Source organism: Exiguobacterium sp. s80 (genome assembly GCF_018618725.1).
GTDB classification, from domain to species: domain Bacteria; phylum Bacillota; class Bacilli; order Exiguobacteriales; family Exiguobacteriaceae; genus Exiguobacterium_A; species Exiguobacterium_A oxidotolerans.
The window spans coordinates 1,079,570-1,097,560 of the sequence record NZ_JACSMP010000001.1 but is presented as its reverse complement, the minus strand read 5'-3'; the positions used below and the strand labels follow the sequence as shown (position 1 = coordinate 1,097,560).

Annotated in this window: 16 protein-coding genes; all 16 read left to right on the top strand. The window is 47.4% G+C overall.

Translation table 11 applies throughout. The annotated features are described in order from the left end of the window. The 16 genes from frr to rpsO all read left to right on the top strand — a co-directional run bounded on the left by frr (position 1) and on the right by rpsO (position 17,940). Complete coding sequence (gene frr, locus KNP94_RS05800) at positions 1-558, top strand: ribosome recycling factor (protein ID WP_029330759.1); 558 nt, start codon at positions 1-3, stop codon at positions 556-558. 84 nt (positions 559-642) lie between these two features. Beyond that, positions 643-1,380, top strand: coding sequence for an undecaprenyl pyrophosphate synthase (locus tag KNP94_RS05795; protein WP_029330752.1), 738 nt, complete (start codon positions 643-645; stop codon positions 1,378-1,380). Positions 1,381-1,399: 19 nt separating this feature from the next. After that, complete coding sequence (locus KNP94_RS05790; protein WP_214765128.1) at positions 1,400-2,200, top strand: phosphatidate cytidylyltransferase; 801 nt, start codon at positions 1,400-1,402, stop codon at positions 2,198-2,200. 12 nt (positions 2,201-2,212) lie between these two features. Continuing rightward, the gene (locus KNP94_RS05785) at positions 2,213-3,367 is read left to right on the top strand and encodes a 1-deoxy-D-xylulose-5-phosphate reductoisomerase (protein ID WP_215115417.1); all 1,155 of its coding nucleotides are present in this window, start codon (positions 2,213-2,215) and stop codon (positions 3,365-3,367) included. Between the two features lie 13 nt (positions 3,368-3,380). Further along, on the top strand, positions 3,381-4,622 hold the full coding sequence (rseP, locus tag KNP94_RS05780; RefSeq protein ID WP_088837348.1) for an RIP metalloprotease RseP: 1,242 nt from the start codon (positions 3,381-3,383) through the stop codon (positions 4,620-4,622). A 30-nt stretch (positions 4,623-4,652) separates the two neighbouring features. Then, complete coding sequence (locus KNP94_RS05775; RefSeq protein WP_088837347.1) at positions 4,653-6,353, top strand: proline--tRNA ligase; 1,701 nt, start codon at positions 4,653-4,655, stop codon at positions 6,351-6,353. A 150-nt stretch (positions 6,354-6,503) separates the two neighbouring features. Then, complete coding sequence (locus KNP94_RS05770; protein ID WP_371816007.1) at positions 6,504-10,775, top strand: PolC-type DNA polymerase III; 4,272 nt, start codon at positions 6,504-6,506, stop codon at positions 10,773-10,775. Positions 10,776-10,904: 129 nt separating this feature from the next. Continuing rightward, complete coding sequence (gene rimP / locus KNP94_RS05765) at positions 10,905-11,372, top strand: ribosome maturation factor RimP (RefSeq protein ID WP_088837345.1); 468 nt, start codon at positions 10,905-10,907, stop codon at positions 11,370-11,372. 16 nt (positions 11,373-11,388) lie between these two features. Continuing rightward, complete coding sequence (gene nusA / locus KNP94_RS05760) at positions 11,389-12,501, top strand: transcription termination factor NusA (RefSeq protein WP_029330738.1); 1,113 nt, start codon at positions 11,389-11,391, stop codon at positions 12,499-12,501. Positions 12,502-12,504: 3 nt separating this feature from the next. Next, the gene (gene rnpM / locus KNP94_RS05755) at positions 12,505-12,774 is read left to right on the top strand and encodes an RNase P modulator RnpM (RefSeq protein WP_029330736.1); all 270 of its coding nucleotides are present in this window, start codon (positions 12,505-12,507) and stop codon (positions 12,772-12,774) included. Next, on the top strand, positions 12,767-13,069 hold the full coding sequence (locus KNP94_RS05750; RefSeq protein ID WP_029330734.1) for a YlxQ family RNA-binding protein: 303 nt from the start codon (positions 12,767-12,769) through the stop codon (positions 13,067-13,069). The genes rnpM and KNP94_RS05750 overlap by 8 nt, the downstream gene beginning before the upstream one ends. Before the next feature lie 15 nt (positions 13,070-13,084). Then, positions 13,085-15,259, top strand: a complete 2,175-nt coding sequence (gene infB / locus KNP94_RS05740) for a translation initiation factor IF-2 (RefSeq protein ID WP_251132574.1) — start codon at positions 13,085-13,087, stop codon at positions 15,257-15,259. 35 nt (positions 15,260-15,294) lie between these two features. Further along, the gene (rbfA, locus tag KNP94_RS05735) at positions 15,295-15,636 is read left to right on the top strand and encodes a 30S ribosome-binding factor RbfA (RefSeq protein ID WP_029330730.1); all 342 of its coding nucleotides are present in this window, start codon (positions 15,295-15,297) and stop codon (positions 15,634-15,636) included. Positions 15,637-15,692: 56 nt separating this feature from the next. Continuing rightward, on the top strand, positions 15,693-16,601 hold the full coding sequence (truB, locus tag KNP94_RS05730; RefSeq protein ID WP_215115415.1) for a tRNA pseudouridine(55) synthase TruB: 909 nt from the start codon (positions 15,693-15,695) through the stop codon (positions 16,599-16,601). A gap of 16 nt (positions 16,602-16,617) precedes the next feature. Then, entirely contained in the window at positions 16,618-17,547 is a 930-nt protein-coding gene (locus KNP94_RS05725) for a bifunctional riboflavin kinase/FAD synthetase (RefSeq protein WP_159172422.1), read from the top strand. 123 nt (positions 17,548-17,670) lie between these two features. Beyond that, on the top strand, positions 17,671-17,940 hold the full coding sequence (rpsO, locus tag KNP94_RS05720; protein WP_023468676.1) for a 30S ribosomal protein S15: 270 nt from the start codon (positions 17,671-17,673) through the stop codon (positions 17,938-17,940). Positions 17,941-17,991: the final 51 nt, after the last annotated feature.

The following is a 17,991-nucleotide window of genomic DNA, read 5'->3' as shown; positions in this document are numbered from 1 at the left end:
ATGTCACAGCAAATCATGAAACAAGCCGAAGATCGGATGGAAAAAGCGCATCTTTCACTTAAAAAAGAACTTGCGACACTCCGTGCGGGTCGTGCGAACGTTGCAATCCTTGATCCTGTTCATGTCGATTACTACGGTTCACCGACACCACTTAATCAAGTCGCGAACGTGAATACACCGGAAGCGCGCCTCATCTTAATCACACCTTGGGATAAATCGATGGTTACAGAAATCGAAAAAGCAATCCAACGTGCAGATTTAGGATTAGCCCCATCTTCAGATGGTACGGTCATTCGCTTAGCGATTCCGCCACTTACGGAAGATCGCCGAAAAGAACTTGTTAAGCTCGTCAAGAAGTATACGGAAGAAGGAAAAGTTGCATTACGTAACATTCGCCGTGATACGAATGAGCAACTGAAGAAAGAAGAAAAAGATGGAGCGTTAACAGAGGATGACTTACGTGGTTATACGGAAGATGTCCAAACATTGACGGATAAATTCGTCAAAGCGCTTGATCAAACAGCGACGGATAAAGAAAAAGAAATTATGGAAGTATGACGCGAATCGTCGTCATGTTGGGGACTCTTTGTCACACGAAGAGTCCCCTTCTTCTTATAAATGAATGAGGGGAGGAAGAAGTACATGTTTCAATGGTTAAACCAGACAAAAGAAGTGATCGAACAACACGTACCTGATCACATCGCGATCATCATGGATGGAAATGGACGTTGGGCAAAAAAACGAGGACTTCCCCGCATCATGGGGCATCGTGAAGGGATGAAATCAGTTCGCGAAGTCGTCCGTGTCGCTAATGAGTTAGGGGTAAAGAGTCTGACCTTATACGCTTTCTCGACTGAAAACTGGACGCGTCCTGAAGAAGAAGTCAGTTTCTTGATGAAGTTACCGGCTCAATTTTTAGAGTCGGATTTAAAAGACTTGAATGAACGCAATGTCAAAGTAGAAGTCGCTGGTGAAATATCGCGTTTACCCGTCTATACACGGGAGGCAGTTCAACAAGCGAAACAGGATACAGTTGACAATACTGGACTACGGTTAATTTTTGCATTAAATTATGGCGGGCGAGATGAAATCGTTCAAGTCATGCAAAAGATTGCTGAAAAAGTACAAGCCGGACAACTGCTTCCGACTGAGATTACAAATGAGGTCATCGAACACGAATTGATGACGGGTTCCATGACAGATGTCGATCTCGTCATACGAACGAGCGGAGAACAGCGGTTATCGAATTTCTTGTTATGGCAAGCAGCCTATGCGGAGTTTTACTTCACCGATGTCTTGTGGCCGGAATTTCGACGGGAACAATTTTTGACAGCAATCGAGGATTACAATCAACGGACACGCCGATTCGGCGGCGTCTGACTAAACGAGGACATAGCTTATGAAAACGCGTATTATTACAGGGATTTGGGCAGGTGCCATCTTTTTAGGGTTACTTTACTTGGGTGGTCTTCCATTTCTTGCCTTCATGGCAATCTTAACAGTGGTCGGTTATACAGAACTCGTCAAGATGAGACAACTGAGCTTTTCGTCGATTCCCGTTCTCTTGTTCGGGATTGGGACATTGCTTCCCTTCATTCGTGTCTATGAATTAACGAGTGAACAAACAGTGGTAAGCGGATTATCTCCACTTGCTTGGGGAATGCTGATTATTTTAGTCGGTCTATTTTGGACTGTATTTTCAAAAAATGTGTTCACGTTTGACGACGTGGCTTTTTTGCTACTAACGAGTGTTTATGTCGGTGTTGGTTTTGCATCGTTCGCGTTTATCCGTTTACTGGATAATGGCCTGACGTTATCGCTGTTAATCATTCTTTTGATTTGGTTCACAGATTCAGGTGCCTATTTTGTCGGGAAACGTTTCGGCAAAACAAAACTATGGCCGGCAATCAGTCCAAATAAGACGATTGAAGGGGCGGCAGGCGGAATTTTACTCGCGGTACTTCTTGGTGTGATTTTTGAAGCGATTACACCGACAATCGGGTATGCGGAAGTCGTTTTATTAGCACTGATCGTGGCTGTCGTCGGTCAACTGGGTGATCTCGTACAATCAGCATACAAACGACATTATGGCGTGAAAGATGCCGGAAGTTTACTTCCGGGGCACGGTGGGATTCTTGATCGTTTTGATAGCATGTTAATCGTCTTTACGGTATTGATCACACTCGGCATCTTCAGTTGAGGAGGAAGTTACATGAAGAAAGTCAGTATTATTGGGGGAACAGGTTCGATCGGGACACAGACGCTGGACGTCATTGCCGCCAATCCTGAACAGTTTCAACTCGTCAGTTTTGCGTTCGGGAAAAATATTGACGTTGCAGTTCCATGGTTGAATCGTTTACGTCCGATGCTTGTCTCCGTCATGGACGAAGTGACGCGCGGACAGTTGCAAAAGCTACTCGACTATCGTCCGACAATTTTGACGGGCGATCAAGGCTTGATTGACGTCGCAACAATGGAAGAAGCAGATATTGTCATCACGGCAGTCGTCGGTGCAGTCGGTCTCCGTCCGACGCTCGCAGCGATTGAAGCAGGAAAAACGATTGGTCTCGCGAATAAAGAAACCTTGGTTACTGCTGGACATCTTGTCATGAAAAAAGCACGTGAAAAAGGTGTTGCTATCTTACCTGTCGATAGTGAGCATGCAGCGATTTTCCAATGTTTGAATGGAGAACGACGTGAAGATGTCCGTCAAATTATTTTAACGGCATCTGGCGGTAGTTTCCGTGACATGACGCGCGATCAATTGGCAGATGTTACGGTCGAGCAAGCGCTGAATCATCCGAACTGGTCGATGGGGGCGAAAATTACGATTGATTCTGCAACGATGATGAATAAAGGGTTCGAAGTCATTGAAGCCCACTGGTTGTTTGATGTTGCGTATGAAGAAATCGATGTCGTCATTCACCGAGAGTCAATCATTCACTCGATGGTCGAGTTCAATGATGGTGCCGTCATGGCACAGCTCGGTATACCGGATATGCGTGAACCGATTCAATATGCCCTTACATATCCGTCCCGCCTTGAAATCAAAGGGGGAGAACGGTTAAACTTAAAAGAAATCGGACGCTTGAACTTTGCTGAAGCTTCATTTGAACGCTATCCCTTATTACGCCTCGCTTTTGAAGCGGGTAGTGTGGGGGGTTCGATGCCTTCAGTACTTAATGCCGCGAACGAACAAGCCGTTGACCGCTTTTTAAAAGGGGAAATCAGCTTTTTAGAAATCGAAGTGAGTGTTGAAGCTGCGTTACGGGCGCATGAACTGATCAACGATCCGTCTTTGGATCAAATTTTAGAGGCGGATCGCTGGGCACGTGCGTTTGTCGCGTCACTTTCACTCGCTAACTAAGGATGGGATAGCAATGACGACCTTTATTTCGATCGTATTGATGTTCGGTGTACTTGTTGCCGTACATGAATGGGGTCATCTCGTAATGGCGAAGCGCGCTGGAATCCTTTGCCGGGAGTTCGCGATCGGCTTTGGACCGAAAATCTTCTCGTTTTTCAAAAATGAGACATTGTATACGGTTCGCCTCTTGCCAATTGGCGGATATGTTAAGATGGCTGGCGAAGAACCAGAGTTCGTTGAAGTCAAACCTGGTCAGGCTGTTGGCTTAGGCATGAATGAGGGCCTTGTCGACGCGATCTATTTAGATGCAAGCCATCCGAAGGCAGACCAAGTCGTGACGGTCGAACGGATTGATTTATTGCACAAGTTAGAGCTCGTTGGGTTACAAGACGAAGTCTCGACACGATACGATATTTCAAAAACCGCCTTCCTCGTCGAAGGGCAGACACGAACACAAATTGCGCCGTACGACCGGACATTTGGTTCGAAATCCGTTTTTAAACGGGTACTTGCGATTGCTGCCGGACCAGCGATGAACTTTGTTCTCGCCTTCATCATCTTATTTGGATTAGCGTTGTACAACGGTTCTCCAACAGGTGAAAGTGTCATCGGGACCGTTCAAAAAGATTCGCCGGCGGACCAAGCAGGACTCGTCGAAGGCGACCGGATTGTTTCCGTCAACGGAGACGAGACGACAAAATGGGAAGACCTTCGTGCTGGATTCCAAGATGAAGCTGGAAAAGAAACGACCGTCGTCTATGAGCGGGATGGTCAAGAAACAACAACACAAATCACGCCGAAAATTCAACAACAAGGCGATCAAAAAGTCGGAATCATCGGTGTGACGAATGAGACGGAAAAGTCGTTCGGGACGGCACTCGAAACGGGTGTAACGGAAACATGGCGGATGTCGACGTTAATTGTCGGCGCAGTCGGTGACTTAGTGACAGGGGTCGTTGGTGTCGATCAACTATCAGGTCCTGTCGGAATCGTCAAGATGACGGACCAGGTAGCGGACAGCGGATTTTCGATGCTCTTGACGTGGACAGCTCTATTGTCCGTCAACTTAGCGGTCTTTAACCTATTACCACTACCCGCGCTTGACGGTGGTCGATTACTCTTCCTCTTCCTCGAAGCGTTACGCGGCAAACCGGTCGACCCGCAAAAAGAAGGGCTCGTGCACTTCGTTGGATTTGCACTGCTCATGCTCTTGATGCTCGTCGTCACATGGAATGACATCCAGAAGTTCTTTTAATCTTTCAATCAAAGGGGTTCACGACTCATTATGAAACAATCGAAAATGTTTATGCCAACATTGCGTGAAGTACCATCAGACGCAGATGCTATTAGCCATCAACTATTATTACGTGCGGGTTTTGTCCGTCAAAATGCAGCAGGAATTTACTCATACTTGCCACTTGCGAAACGTGTCTTAGCGAAGATTGAGACGATCATTCGTGAAGAGATGGATGCGGCTGGGGCACAAGAGCTATTGATGCCAGCTATTCAACCGGCAGAGCTATGGGAAGAAACCGGGCGCTGGGACATTTACGGACCTGAATTGATGCGCTTGACAGACCGTCATGATCGACGGTTCGCGCTCGGTGCGACACATGAAGAATTAATTACGTCAATCGTTCGGGATGAGTTGAACTCGTACAAAAAATTACCGGTCAATCTGTTTCAGATTCAAATGAAGTATCGTGACGAACGTCGCCCACGGTTCGGTCTCTTGCGCGGACGTGAGTTCATCATGAAAGATGCGTATTCGTTCCATGCGACACAAGAAAGCCTGGATGACGAATACCAAAACATGTTTGAAACATACAATAAAATCTTTACGCGTGTCGGATTAGAGTTCCGCCCTGTCGTTGCCGATTCGGGTGCGATTGGTGGAAGTGGCACACATGAATTCCATGCACTTGCAGCAATCGGTGAAGATACGATTGTTTATTCCGATCAGTCGGATTACGCAGCAAACCTGGAGATGGCAGAAGCTGTTGACGCGTACGACGTACAAGGCAAAGCACCGGAAGCACTGGAAACCGTTAATACAGGAGAAGCGAAAACGATTGAAGCGGTAGGCGAGTTCCTGCAGGTACCGGCAACCGAATCAATCAAGACGGTCGTCTTCAAGACGGAACAAGGTCTCGTCATGGCCCTCGTCCGGGGTGATCACGAAGTCAATGACATTAAATTGAAAAACTACCTTGGTGCGCTTGATATCACGATGGCTTCTGATGAGGAAATCGAACAAGCACTGCATTCGAAACCGGGCACGCTCGGTCCGATTGGAGCAGACATGCAGGTCGTGGCGGATTATGCTGTCCGCGCTTTGACGAACGCAGTTTGTGGAGCGAATAAAGCGGAAACGCATTACATCCATGTAAATCCAAGTCGTGATTTCGAAGCGGAATATACAGATTTACGCTTCGTCGAAGAAGGCGATGCTTCACCAGACGGCGAGGGGCACGTCAAGTTCGCCCGCGGTATCGAAGTCGGACAAGTCTTCAAACTCGGGACACGCTACTCGCAAGGAATGGGTGCGACGTTCCTTGATGAAGGTGGAAAAGCGCAACCCCTTATCATGGGTTGTTACGGCATCGGTGTTTCACGGACACTTTCTGCCGTCGTCGAACAGCATTATGATGAGCGTGGTATCATTTGGCCGAAAGCGATTGCTCCGTATGATGTGCATTTGATTGCCGTAAATGGGAAAAACGCTGAGCAAATGGAAGTGGCAGAAAACGTCTACCGTCAACTGACGGCTGCTGGATTCTCTGTTCTGTTTGACGATCGGAAAGAACGGGCTGGCGTGAAATTCGCAGATGCTGATTTAGTTGGCTTACCTGTTCGAATCAACGTCGGGAAAAAAGCGGCAGACGGAATCGTTGAGCTGAAAGCACGCCGCGGCGGCGAAGCAGAAGAAATTGAACAAGGAAATCTCGTTCAGGCTGTTCGTTCGCTGTATGAAGGTTTAGAATAAGTAATGGGAACGGTCACTTAAAACGTTTAAGTGACTGTTTTCTTGTCTCACACCCATTCGCCCCTTGGGCAATCTGCAAGAGGAGGAGGAGTTGCTGTCACGGTGTGATGCGATAGGACAGCACAATTGCGAGTGGATACACAACAACGCATGTCGCTTTTAATGAGTGATTTAGATTTACCGACAGGAATTACTGAAGAATATTTTACGGGGGCTACCCTTGAGAAGCTCCGTGTCAATAAAAGCAATTCAACGTGGACGTTCCAAATTCGAATTCCGAAGATTTTGCCGCAAAACGTCTATCAGATGTTTTTCAGTCGTTTGACGAGTCGTTATCAACAATTTGCGGAAGTCAAATTAAACCTCGTTTCGGACGATCGTCCGGAAAGCAAACTTTTCATCGACTATTGGCCATACGTCGTTCAGGATTTAGCTGATGCGTCTGCAGCAATGCGGACCCAGCTCAGTCGTGTTTTGCCAGAGTTTAGGGAAAATAAACTCTTCATCCCTGTTAGGAGTGAACCGGAAGCTGGTTTTTTAAAGAATGATCTGTGTGGAGAGATGCAATTATTATACGGTGCCTATGGATTTCCGAAGTTTGTTTGTGAACCGATTGTCCAGATGGATCAATCGACGCAAGAGGCGTTACGCAATCAAGTCAAACAAGAGGACATCGAGGAAGCGAAACGGATGCTCGAGCTTCAATTCAAACGTGAGCAGTCGCGCGATGATGATGAGGGACCGGTCGACATTCGGATCGGAAAACCGATTCAAGATGAAATCGTGCCGATTAAGACGATTCAAGATGAAGAACGTCGGATTGCGATTCGGGGACTTGTCTTCTCAGCAGAGAGCCGGGAATTACGAAGTGGAAAAACGATCTTTACGTTTAAATTGACCGACTATACCGATTCGCTTGTCGTCAAGATGTTTGCACGAGATGAAACGGACGTCAAAGTCCTATCAGCAATCAAAAAGGGCATGTGGATTCAAGTGGCTGGACGAGTCGAGTTCGACACCTTCCTCCGCGATCTCTGTATGATGATTGCACAATTGTCTGAAGTGAAGGTTGAACTTCCGGGTGACCCTTGGACAGGTGAGAAGCGTGTCGAATTGCACGCGCACTCGCAAATGAGTCAGATGGATGCTGTCATGAACGTGACGAAGTACGTCGAACGTGCTGCTGCTTGGGGACACCCGGCCGTCGCCATCACAGATCACGCGGGAGCGCAAAGCTTCCCGGATGCCTATTATGCCGGAAAGAAAAATGACATTAAGGTATTGTATGGAATCGAAGCGAACGTCGTCAATGATGGTGTCCAAGTTGCCTATAACCCGGTCGATCGCAGTCTTGAGGACGCGACGTTCGTCGTCTTTGACGTCGAGACAACCGGATTATCAGCGATGTATAACAAAATCATCGAATTAGCTGCCGTAAAAATTTATGACGGAGACGTGATTGATAAATTCGAGGCATTCGCTGATCCGAAACACTTATTATCTGCGACGACGATCGATTTGACGGGCATCACCGATGACATGGTCCGTGGGAAACCGGATCCGGAACAAGTCGTCAAGGAATTCATGGACTGGGCGGGGGATTCGATTCTTGTCGCCCATAATGCGGCCTTTGACATCGGGTTTTTGAATGCGACGCTTCGTTCTGGTGAACATGACGAATCGACATTGCCCGTTATCGATACGCTTGAACTGGCACGTGTCTTGATGCCGACACTGAAGAATCACCGTTTGAATACGCTCGCGAAACGGTTTGATATCGAACTGACACAACATCACCGTGCGATTTATGATGCGGAAGCAACCGGCTACTTGATGTTGAAGTTATTGCAAATGGCAGATGAGATGTTCAACATGACAACGCACTTGTCGCTCAACCGGGAAATGGGAAAAGACATTTCTCGGACGCGTCCATATCATGCGACCGTCTATGCTAAAAATCGGACGGGGCTAAAAAATCTCTACCAGCTCATCTCGCTTGCGCATACGAAACACGTTCATCGTGTCGTTCGGACGCCACGTTCGCAGCTCGTTGCGCACCGGGAAGGTTTAATCATCGGCTCTGCGTGTGACAATGGAGAAGTGTTTGATGCGGCGCTCAATAAATCGGATGAAGATTTAGCGAAGGTCATGCAGTTTTATGATTTCATCGAAATTCAGCCGCCGGCGATGTACGGTCATTTAATCGAGCGGGAAATCGTTCAAAATGAACTCGAACTTCGTGAGTTGATCAAAAAAGTCATCCGGGTCGCAGAAGAAAACGACATCCTGCCGGTCGCGACAGGGAACGTACATTATCTCGATCGCCATGACGCGACGTACCGTGAAGTTTTGATTCGGACGCAAGGTGGGGCAAATATGCTCAACATGCGGAAACAGCTTCCCCCGGCTCATTTCCGGACAACGCAGGAAATGATGGAAGACTTCCGGTTCCTTGCACCGGATCTTGCAGAACGTCTTGTCGTCACGAATAGTCAGAAAGTCGCTGAGATGTTCGAAAACATCGATATCATCCCGAAAGATCTCTTTACTCCTAAAATTGACGGTGCTGATGATGAGGTTCGCAATCTGTCCTACGACATGGCACATAAAATTTATGGGGAAACGTTACCGGAAATCGTCGAAGCCCGACTCGAAAAGGAATTGAAATCAATCATCGGCCATGGTTTTGCCGTCATCTATTTGATTTCGCATAAACTCGTAAAAAAATCGCTTGATGATGGGTACCTTGTCGGATCGCGTGGTTCTGTCGGATCGAGTCTCGTCGCGACGATGACGGAGATCACGGAAGTTAATCCATTACCGCCGCATTACGTCTGTCCGAACTGTCAAGAATCCGAGTTCTTTGATGATGGGTCGGTCGGATCCGGATTCGATTTACCGGATAAGGAATGTAAGACGTGTCAAATTCCATTGACGAAAGACGGACACGACATCCCGTTCGAAACGTTCCTTGGGTTCAAGGGGGATAAAGTACCGGATATCGATTTGAATTTTAGTGGGGAGTACCAGCCGAAAGCCCATGCCTATACGAAAGTCTTGTTCGGGGATGATTATGTCTACCGTGCAGGGACGATCGGGACGATCGCCGAAAAAACGGCCTATGGGTATGTGAAGGGGTATCAGTCGGAAAATGATTTAAATTACCGTAACGCGGAAGTCGACCGGCTCGTCAGCGGGGTGACAGGTGTCAAGCGGACGACAGGACAGCACCCCGGCGGTATCATCGTTGTCCCGGACTACATGGACATCTATGATATCAGTCCGATCCAGTTCCCGGCGGACGATATGGGATCGGAATGGAAAACGACACACTTTGACTTCCACTCGATTCACGATAATCTACTGAAACTTGATATTCTCGGACACGATGACCCGACGATGATTCGGATGCTGCAAGATTTATCCGGTCGTGATCCGAAAACGATTCCCGTCGATGACGCCGAGGTCATGAAAATTTTCAGTTCGACGGAATCGATTGGTGTCACACCGGAACAGATTGATTCGAAAACCGGAACGCTCGGGATTCCAGAGTTCGGGACGAAGTTCGTTCGACAGATGCTTGAAGAAACGAAACCGACGACGTTCTCGGAACTCGTCCAGATTTCCGGTCTGTCGCACGGAACGGACGTTTGGCTCGGGAATGCCAGTGAGTTGATTTATAACGGAACCTGTGAACTGAAAGACGTCATCGGCTGCCGGGATGACATCATGGTCTACTTGATTTATGCCGGTCTTGAGCCGTCGCTTTCCTTTAAAATCATGGAATCCGTCCGTAAAGGAAAAGGACTCTCGATTGAGATGGAAGAAGCGATGATTGAAAACAGTGTACCCCTTTGGTACATCGACTCGTGTAAAAAAATCAAGTACATGTTCCCGAAAGCCCACGCTGCAGCTTACGTTTTGATGGCGGTCCGGATTGCCTATTACAAAGTCCACCATCCGATGTACTACTACGCATCGTACTTCACGGTCCGAGCGGGTGACTTTGACATCGGCGCGATGAACAAAGGAACAGCTGCCGTCCGAAAAGTTTTACAAGATATCAAAGATAAAGGATTCGAGGCGACGGCGAAGGATAAAGGACTCTATACGGTTCTTGAAATTGCGCTTGAGATGATTGAACGCGGCTTTACGTTCCAAAAAGTCGATTTGTATAAGTCGAGCGCCAGTGAATTCCTAATTGAAGGTGATTCGCTGTTACCACCGTTCGACGCCGTGACAGGGCTCGGAACAAATGCGGCAAAACAAATCGTCGAGGCCCGAAAAGGTGGCGAGTTCCTGTCGAAAGAAGATTTACAGAAACGTGCCAAATTATCGAAAACGATTATCGAAACGCTCGACAATCTTGGTTGTCTCGAAGGTCTTCCGGACGAGAACCAGCTTTCGTTATTTGACCTGTAAAGCCAGGCGGAGACTTGCTTAGAGCGGTTCATTATGCTATATTGAGTGAGGAAATGTTTTTTATACTACGACTTGGAAGGAGTAGGGGGACCTGCTCCTTTCTTGTTTGTTTTTTGAAGGAGGATGAAGATGACGAACGTAACTGAGAAGGTCGAGGCGCTCGCAAAACCAATCGTGGAACGAGAGGGGATGGAGCTTGTCGACGTCGAATTCGTCAAAGAGGGGGCGGATTGGTTCCTACGTGTCTCCATCGATAAGGAAGGTGGCGTTGACCTTGAAGATTGTGTCAACATCAACGAACAGTTATCGGAAGCATTGAATAATGATGATCCGATTGACGAACCCTATTATCTAGATGTTGCCAGTCCAGGTGCAGAACGACCACTCAAAAAAGCGGAAGATTTCGAAAAGGCGATTGGTAAACATATCTACGTCAAAACGAATGATCCGGTTAAAGATGCTACCGAATTTGAAGGAACGTTACTTGCGTATAACGACGAAATGCTTGAAATCGAAGTCCGCGTAAAAACACGAAAATTGAAAATTGAAATACCGGTGACCAAGATCGCGATGGCGCGACTTGCGGTACTGTTCTAAGGAAAGGAAGAGAACGATGGGACCACAGTTACTCGAAGCAATCGAGCAAATTGCAAAAGAAAAAGAAATCGATAAGAACATCATCATCGATGCGTTAGAACAAGCATTGATTTCAGCTTACCGCCGGAACTTCGGTAAAGAGTCGGAGGCAGTCAAGGTTGAGTTCGACCAAAAAACAGGAGAGATTCGTGTCTTTGCACTGAAGGAAGTCGTCGAACGGTTGACACAACCGGAAGAGCAACTTTCGCTAGAAGAAGCGCATGAAATCGATCCGACCTATGAACTAGGAGACTTCCATAAAGTTGAAGTCACACCGGGAGATTTCGGACGTGTCGCGGCACAGACGGCAAAACAAATCGTCACACAAAAAATGCGTGAAGCAGAGCGCGAGCGCATCTACAATCACTTTGCGGATCGTGAAGATGAAATCATGACGGGGATGGTCGAACGCCAAGACGCACGTAACCTCTATGTTAATCTCGAGGGAATCGAAGCGGTTCTATCAACACATGAACAAATGCCGAATGAACGGTTCGGTATTCGGGAATACATCAAAGTATACGTGACGAAAGTCGACCCAATGGTGAAAGGGTCTGGCGCATCGATTCTTGTATCACGGACACACCCTGGCTTACTCAAACGCTTGTTTGAGATTGAAGTGCCGGAAATCGCTGATGGCGAAGTCGAAGTGAAATCTGTTGCGCGTGAAGCCGGAGATCGCTCAAAAATCGCGGTCGCGTCAGATGATATCGATCCGGTTGGTGCGTGTGTCGGTCAAAAAGGGGCACGTGTTCAAAACATCGTCAACGAATTGAACGGTGAAAAAATTGACATCGTTCGCTATTCCGATGATCCGAAAGAATATGTGGCCAATGCCTTGAGTCCTGCTCAAGTCGTCGGCGTGTATGTCAACGAACCGGCGAAGGCGACAATCGTCGTCGTGCCTGATTTCCAATTGTCACTCGCAATCGGGAAACGCGGACAAAATGCACGTCTTGCGGCGAAACTGACGGGATGGAAAATTGATATCAAGAGTGAGTCAGAAGCAGAATCGATGGGTCTTCGTGATGTGTTCCTTAAAGATGAAGCAGTTGACGTGGAAGCGGTCCAAGTCGAAGGCGAGGAATAATTCGTGCAAAAGAAGGTACCTTTACGTAAATGCGTCATCACACAAGAAATGAAAACCAAAAAAGAGCTAATTCGCGTCGTTCGAACACCTGACAGTGAGGTTGTCATCGATCTTAATGGTAAGATGAATGGGCGAGGTGCCTATTTAACGAAAGATGTAGCTGTCATTACTAAGGCGAAAAAGAAGCGAACGCTCGATCATCATTTAAAAGTCAAGACGACAGATGAATTGTATGATCAATTGCTTGAGATCGCGGGAGGTATACATGAGTAAATGGGAATCGCTACTTGGTCTCGCGAACCGAGCGCGGAAAGTGACGACTGGAGAAGAACTCGTGCTGAAAGAAGTACGGGGAGGACAAGCGAAGCTTGTCCTCTTAGCAGCAGATGCGGGGGCTGCCACGCGTAAAAAGGTTACGGATAAATGTACAAGTTATCATGTCCCATATCTTGAAGTCGGGGATCGTTCGATTCTTGGCCATGCACTAGGAAAAGATGCGCGTGTTGTCGTGTCAGTCAATGAAGCCGGATTTGCGAAAAAGCTAACTGAACTCCTCTCGAACGACTAATTGGAGGTGGATCCTTTGGGTAAACGTGTATACGAATTCGCTAAGGAACAAAACGTAACAAGTAAGCAGGTCATCGCACAGCTTGAAAAGCTTGAGAAACCCGTCAAGAATCATATGGCAGTATTAGATGAACAGACAGTACAGCAACTCGACAAAGTATTTAATCCCGAGAAACATCGGGCTCAAAAAACGGAGGCTCCAAAACAAGTGAAATCAGACAATAAACCGAACAGACCAGGAACTACTACTAATAAACCAGCAGGCAATCAATCACGTAATACAAAAGGCGGACGTCCAGAATTCGGAAACCGCAACAACCGCGGTGGAAAACGTCGTCCGAACCAGAAAAAAGCAGAACCACGCAAGTTAGAAGTCGCTGACCCGAACTCGAAATCAAGTCAACGGAAAGCAGCACGCCGTGCACAAGAAGAAGCGATGGCGAACGTCGTTCAATACGCGGATAACTTGACGGTCGGTGAACTTGCTGAAAAAATGGCGAAAAAACCAAACGAACTCATCATGAAATTGATGGGCATGGGCGTCATGGCGACAATCAACCAAGATCTCGACGATGAGACGGTTGAATTGCTAGCATCAGACTTCGGTTTCGAAGTTGAAAAATCAGTCCAAGTCGACGAAACCGATTTCGATGCGTATGAACTCGACCTTGATAAATACGAACTCTCGGAACGTCCTCCTGTCGTTACGATCATGGGTCACGTTGACCATGGTAAAACAACACTTCTTGACTCGATCCGTAATACGAAAGTAACAGCGGGCGAAGCAGGTGGGATTACGCAGCACATCGGAGCATATCAAGTTGAAATCGATAACAAAAAAATCACATTCCTCGATACACCAGGTCACGCAGCGTTTACAACGATGCGGGCACGTGGTGCAGATGTGACGGATATCGCAATCATCGTCGTTGCAGCAGATGATGGTGTCATGCCACAGACGGAAGAAGCGATTAGTCACGCTAAAGCAGCAGGCGTACCAATCATCGTTGCCGTCAACAAGATGGATAAAGAAGGAGCGAATCCGGACCGCGTCAAGCAAGAATTGACAGAGTTCGAACTCGTTGCGGAAGATTGGGGCGGCGATACGATTTTCGTACCGGTTTCTGCTCTTAAAGGCGAAGGAATCGATGAGTTACTCGAAATGATTCTTCTCGTCTCAGAAGTTCAAGAATACAAATCAACACCAGAAATGCACGGGCGTGGTACGGTCATCGAGGCGAAACTCGATAAAGGTCGTGGACCGGTTGCGACGTTACTCGTCCAGCACGGGACACTTCGCGTTGGAGATCCAGTCGTCGTCGGTCATACGTTCGGTCGTATCCGGGCAATGGTCAACGATATCGGTCGCCGTGTGAAAGAAGTCGGTCCATCAACACCAATCGAAATTACAGGCTTAAACGATGTACCAAAAGCCGGTGATCAATTCTTCGCGTTTGAAGATGAGAAAAAAGCGCGTCAAATCGGTGAAGCACGTTACCAACGTGAAATCGAAGCACAACGTCGCGATTCGGCGAAAGTCAGCCTCGAAGATCTCTTTGATCGTATCAAAGAAGGCGAAGTCAAGGACTTAAACATCATCATCAAAGGTGACGTTCAAGGTTCAGTCGAAGCCCTCGCTGGTTCACTCAAGAAAATTGATGTCGAAGGCGTTAAAATCAACATCGTTCACTCAGGTGTTGGTGCCATCACAGAAGGTGATGTCATCCTCGCTTCAGCAGCGAACGCGATCATCATCGGTTTCAACGTCCGTCCAGACGGCAACGCGAAATCAATGGCAGATCAAGAAAAAGTTGAGATTCGTCTTCACAAAATCATCTACAATGCGATTGAAGAAATCGAACAAGCGATGAAAGGGTTACTTGACCCTGAATTCGTTGAGAAAATCATTGGACAAGCTGAAGTCCGTGACGTCATCAAAGTTTCGAAAGTCGGAACGATTGCTGGTGGTTACGTGACTGAAGGTAAGCTGACACGTGCAGCAGGTGTTCGTGTCGTCCGTGACAGCATCGTTATTTATGAAGGGAAACTTGATACACTACGTCGCTTTAAAGACGACGTCAAAGAAGTCGCAACCGGCTACGAATGTGGAATCAAGATTGAGAAATATGACGACATCAAAGTCGATGACGTTATCGAAGCCTTCATCATGGAAGAAGTAAAACGGAAGTAACAGAACGGAGAATATCCGAACTGGAGGGAATTCACATGAGTGTACGTTCAAATCGTGTTGCAGAACAAGTTCGTAAAGAGATTACGCAAATGCTCATCAAAGACGTCAATGATCCCCGTGTCAAAGCGATTACTGTAACAGGTGTCGAAGTGACGGGTGATTTACAGCAAGCAACGATTTTTTATTCAGTGCTTGGTGACGAGAAAGTACGCGAAGAGGCACGGATCGGTCTTGAAAAATCAAAAGGATTCATGCGTAAAGAAATTGGGTCACGCATCCGGTTACGCAAAACTCCTGAATTGATGTTCGAGATTGATACATCGGTCGAGTATGGATCGCGGATTGATGAGTTGCTCCGGAACTTGAACAAGGATTGACACATGAACAGGGCAACCACAGGCGTGGTTGCCCTTTTTTTAGGAGATGATGAGAGATGGAACCGATTGGTGTACTACCGTTAGACAAACCAGCGGGTATGACGAGTCACGATTGTGTATTTAAATTGCGCCGTTTGTTTCAAACAAAGAAAGTCGGACATACCGGCACGCTTGATCCTGAAGTCACAGGCGTCTTACCGATTTGTTTAGGACGGGCGACAAAACTTGCACGGTTCATCACGGATGAAGGAAAACGGTATGTAGCGGAAGTGACGCTTGGTTTTTCGACGACGACAGAAGATGCCCATGGGGAAACGGTCGAGACGACTGACGTGATGCAAGGGGCAGTGACGGAAGCGCAAATCGATTTAGTTCTCGGGCAATTGACTGGGCAAATCGAACAGACCCCGCCGTACTACTCTGCTGTTAAAGTCAATGGAAGAAAGCTATACGAATATGCACGAAAAGGAATCGAAGTCGAACGACCAACGCGCATCGTTGAGATTCACGAATTAAAACGAACGTCTCCTTTGACGTTCGATCACAACACGTGCCGCTTTCACATGGAGATTGCCTGCGGAAAAGGAACCTATATCCGGACGCTCGCTGTTCAAATCGGAGAGTTGCTCGGTTATGCAGCGCACATGAGTCACTTGCGACGAACGGCGTCGGGTGCGATTGAAGAGGGTGATACGGTCACACTTGCGATGCTCGAAGGCTGTGAGACGGTCGAGGAGCGGATGGCGTACGTTTTACCAATTGAACAAGTCATTCAAAAGTGGCCACGGATGACTGTTGACGCTGAAACGGCAACTCGGGTTTTAAACGGAGCAAAGCTTGCAAGCATTCCGGATGAATTCGAACTGTTTACTGTCTATAATGAAGAGGACGTACCGTTAGCGATTTATCGCCGAGACCCTGAAATCAATATGGGGCGTGTCGAGGTCATGTTACAAATCGATTAAGATCGGAGAGATAGGGATGGAAATCATTCATTTAACATATCCGGAAAAACCGGTAGCGGAGTCGGGAGTCATTGCACTTGGATTCTTTGATGGGGTTCACCTAGGGCATCAACATGTCTTGCAAACGGCAATCGAGAAAGGCGAGGAGCTCAATCTCCCTGTCACTGTGATGACGTTTGACCCGCACCCGAAGCAGGTCCTCGGAAAAAGTGACGATCAAATCCGTTACATCACCCCGCTTGATCGAAAGCTCGAGAAGATGGCGGACCTCGGAATCGACCGGGCTTACGTGATTGAGTTCACGATTGCGTTTTCCGAGTTGTCCCCGCAAGAGTTCGTCGATACGTACTTGATTGCGGCGGGTGCGAAACATATCGTCGCCGGATTTGACTATTCTTACGGACGATTCGGAGCTGGAAAGATGGCAACACTCGATTTCCATAGTCGCGGTCAATTCACACACACGACTGTCGCTGAACAGCAAGCAGATGATGAAAAAGTCAGTTCGACGCGGATTCGAAAGCTGTTAGCGGCTGGTGAAGTCGAAGCGGCAGCGAGTTTACTCGGGGAACCGTATCAAATTAAAGGGACAGTCATTCATGGAGATGCACGAGGAAGACAAATCGGCTTTCCGACTGCTAATATCCGTCCGGAGTTTGCGTATGTCATTCCGAAACTCGGGGTATACGCGACACATGTCCATTTAGAAGATGGACGGACATTCCCCGCGATGACGAACATCGGACGGAGACCGACCTTTTATGAAACAGGAGAAGTCAGTGTGGAAACCCACTTACTTCAGTTTGACGAAGATTTATACGGCCAAGAATTAAAACTGGAGTGGATCGCCTATTTACGTGACGAACGGGCATTCGACGGGATCGAGAGCTTAAAAGCACAACTCGCTCAAGATAAAATCGAAGCGGCACGTCGTTTAAACGTTTGACAGAAGAATAGCGGTTCGTTATGATAAGTCAGTACGATCACGTACAGCCGATTGACTTGGCATCAGGTCTCACCATCCGATGCTCGGCAATACGGTCATTCAAAAGATGGAGGTGGAGTGACAATGGCACTCACTAAAGAACGTAAAAATGAAATTATCGAAGCTTATGCTACGAAACAAGGCGATACTGGTTCGCCGGAAGTACAAGTTGCTGTTTTAACTGAACAGATCACAACTTTGAACGATCACTTACGTACACACAAAAAGGATCACCACTCACGTCGTGGTCTCTTGAAAATGGTCGGTCGTCGCCGTAACTTGCTCACATACCTTCGTAACAAGGATGTTGCTCGTTACCGTTCATTGATCGAGCGTCTTGGTCTTCGTCGCTAATCCGACTAAAAGGACAAGTGGAAGCAGGAGCATTGTCTCCTGTTTCTTTTT

Bases quoted from the DNA above. Each gene is read 5' to 3' on its own strand.
- nusA (WP_029330738.1), top strand. From the start codon at position 11,389: ATGGGACCACAGTTACTCGAAGCAATCGAGCAAATTGCAAAAGAAAAA.
- KNP94_RS05785 (WP_215115417.1), top strand. From the start codon at position 2,213: ATGAAGAAAGTCAGTATTATTGGGGGAACAGGTTCGATCGGGACACAG.
- rimP (WP_088837345.1), top strand. From the start codon at position 10,905: ATGACGAACGTAACTGAGAAGGTCGAGGCGCTCGCAAAACCAATCGTG.
- KNP94_RS05775 (WP_088837347.1), top strand. From the start codon at position 4,653: ATGAAACAATCGAAAATGTTTATGCCAACATTGCGTGAAGTACCATCA.
- truB (WP_215115415.1), top strand. From the start codon at position 15,693: ATGGAACCGATTGGTGTACTACCGTTAGACAAACCAGCGGGTATGACG.
- rbfA (WP_029330730.1), top strand. From the start codon at position 15,295: ATGAGTGTACGTTCAAATCGTGTTGCAGAACAAGTTCGTAAAGAGATT.
- rpsO (WP_023468676.1), top strand. From the start codon at position 17,671: ATGGCACTCACTAAAGAACGTAAAAATGAAATTATCGAAGCTTATGCT.
- KNP94_RS05725 (WP_159172422.1), top strand. From the start codon at position 16,618: ATGGAAATCATTCATTTAACATATCCGGAAAAACCGGTAGCGGAGTCG.
- KNP94_RS05770 (WP_371816007.1), top strand. From the start codon at position 6,504: ATGTCGCTTTTAATGAGTGATTTAGATTTACCGACAGGAATTACTGAA.
- KNP94_RS05750 (WP_029330734.1), top strand. From the start codon at position 12,767: ATGAGTAAATGGGAATCGCTACTTGGTCTCGCGAACCGAGCGCGGAAA.
- frr (WP_029330759.1), top strand. From the start codon at position 1: ATGTCACAGCAAATCATGAAACAAGCCGAAGATCGGATGGAAAAAGCG.
- rseP (WP_088837348.1), top strand. From the start codon at position 3,381: ATGACGACCTTTATTTCGATCGTATTGATGTTCGGTGTACTTGTTGCC.
- KNP94_RS05790 (WP_214765128.1), top strand. From the start codon at position 1,400: ATGAAAACGCGTATTATTACAGGGATTTGGGCAGGTGCCATCTTTTTA.
- KNP94_RS05795 (WP_029330752.1), top strand. From the start codon at position 643: ATGTTTCAATGGTTAAACCAGACAAAAGAAGTGATCGAACAACACGTA.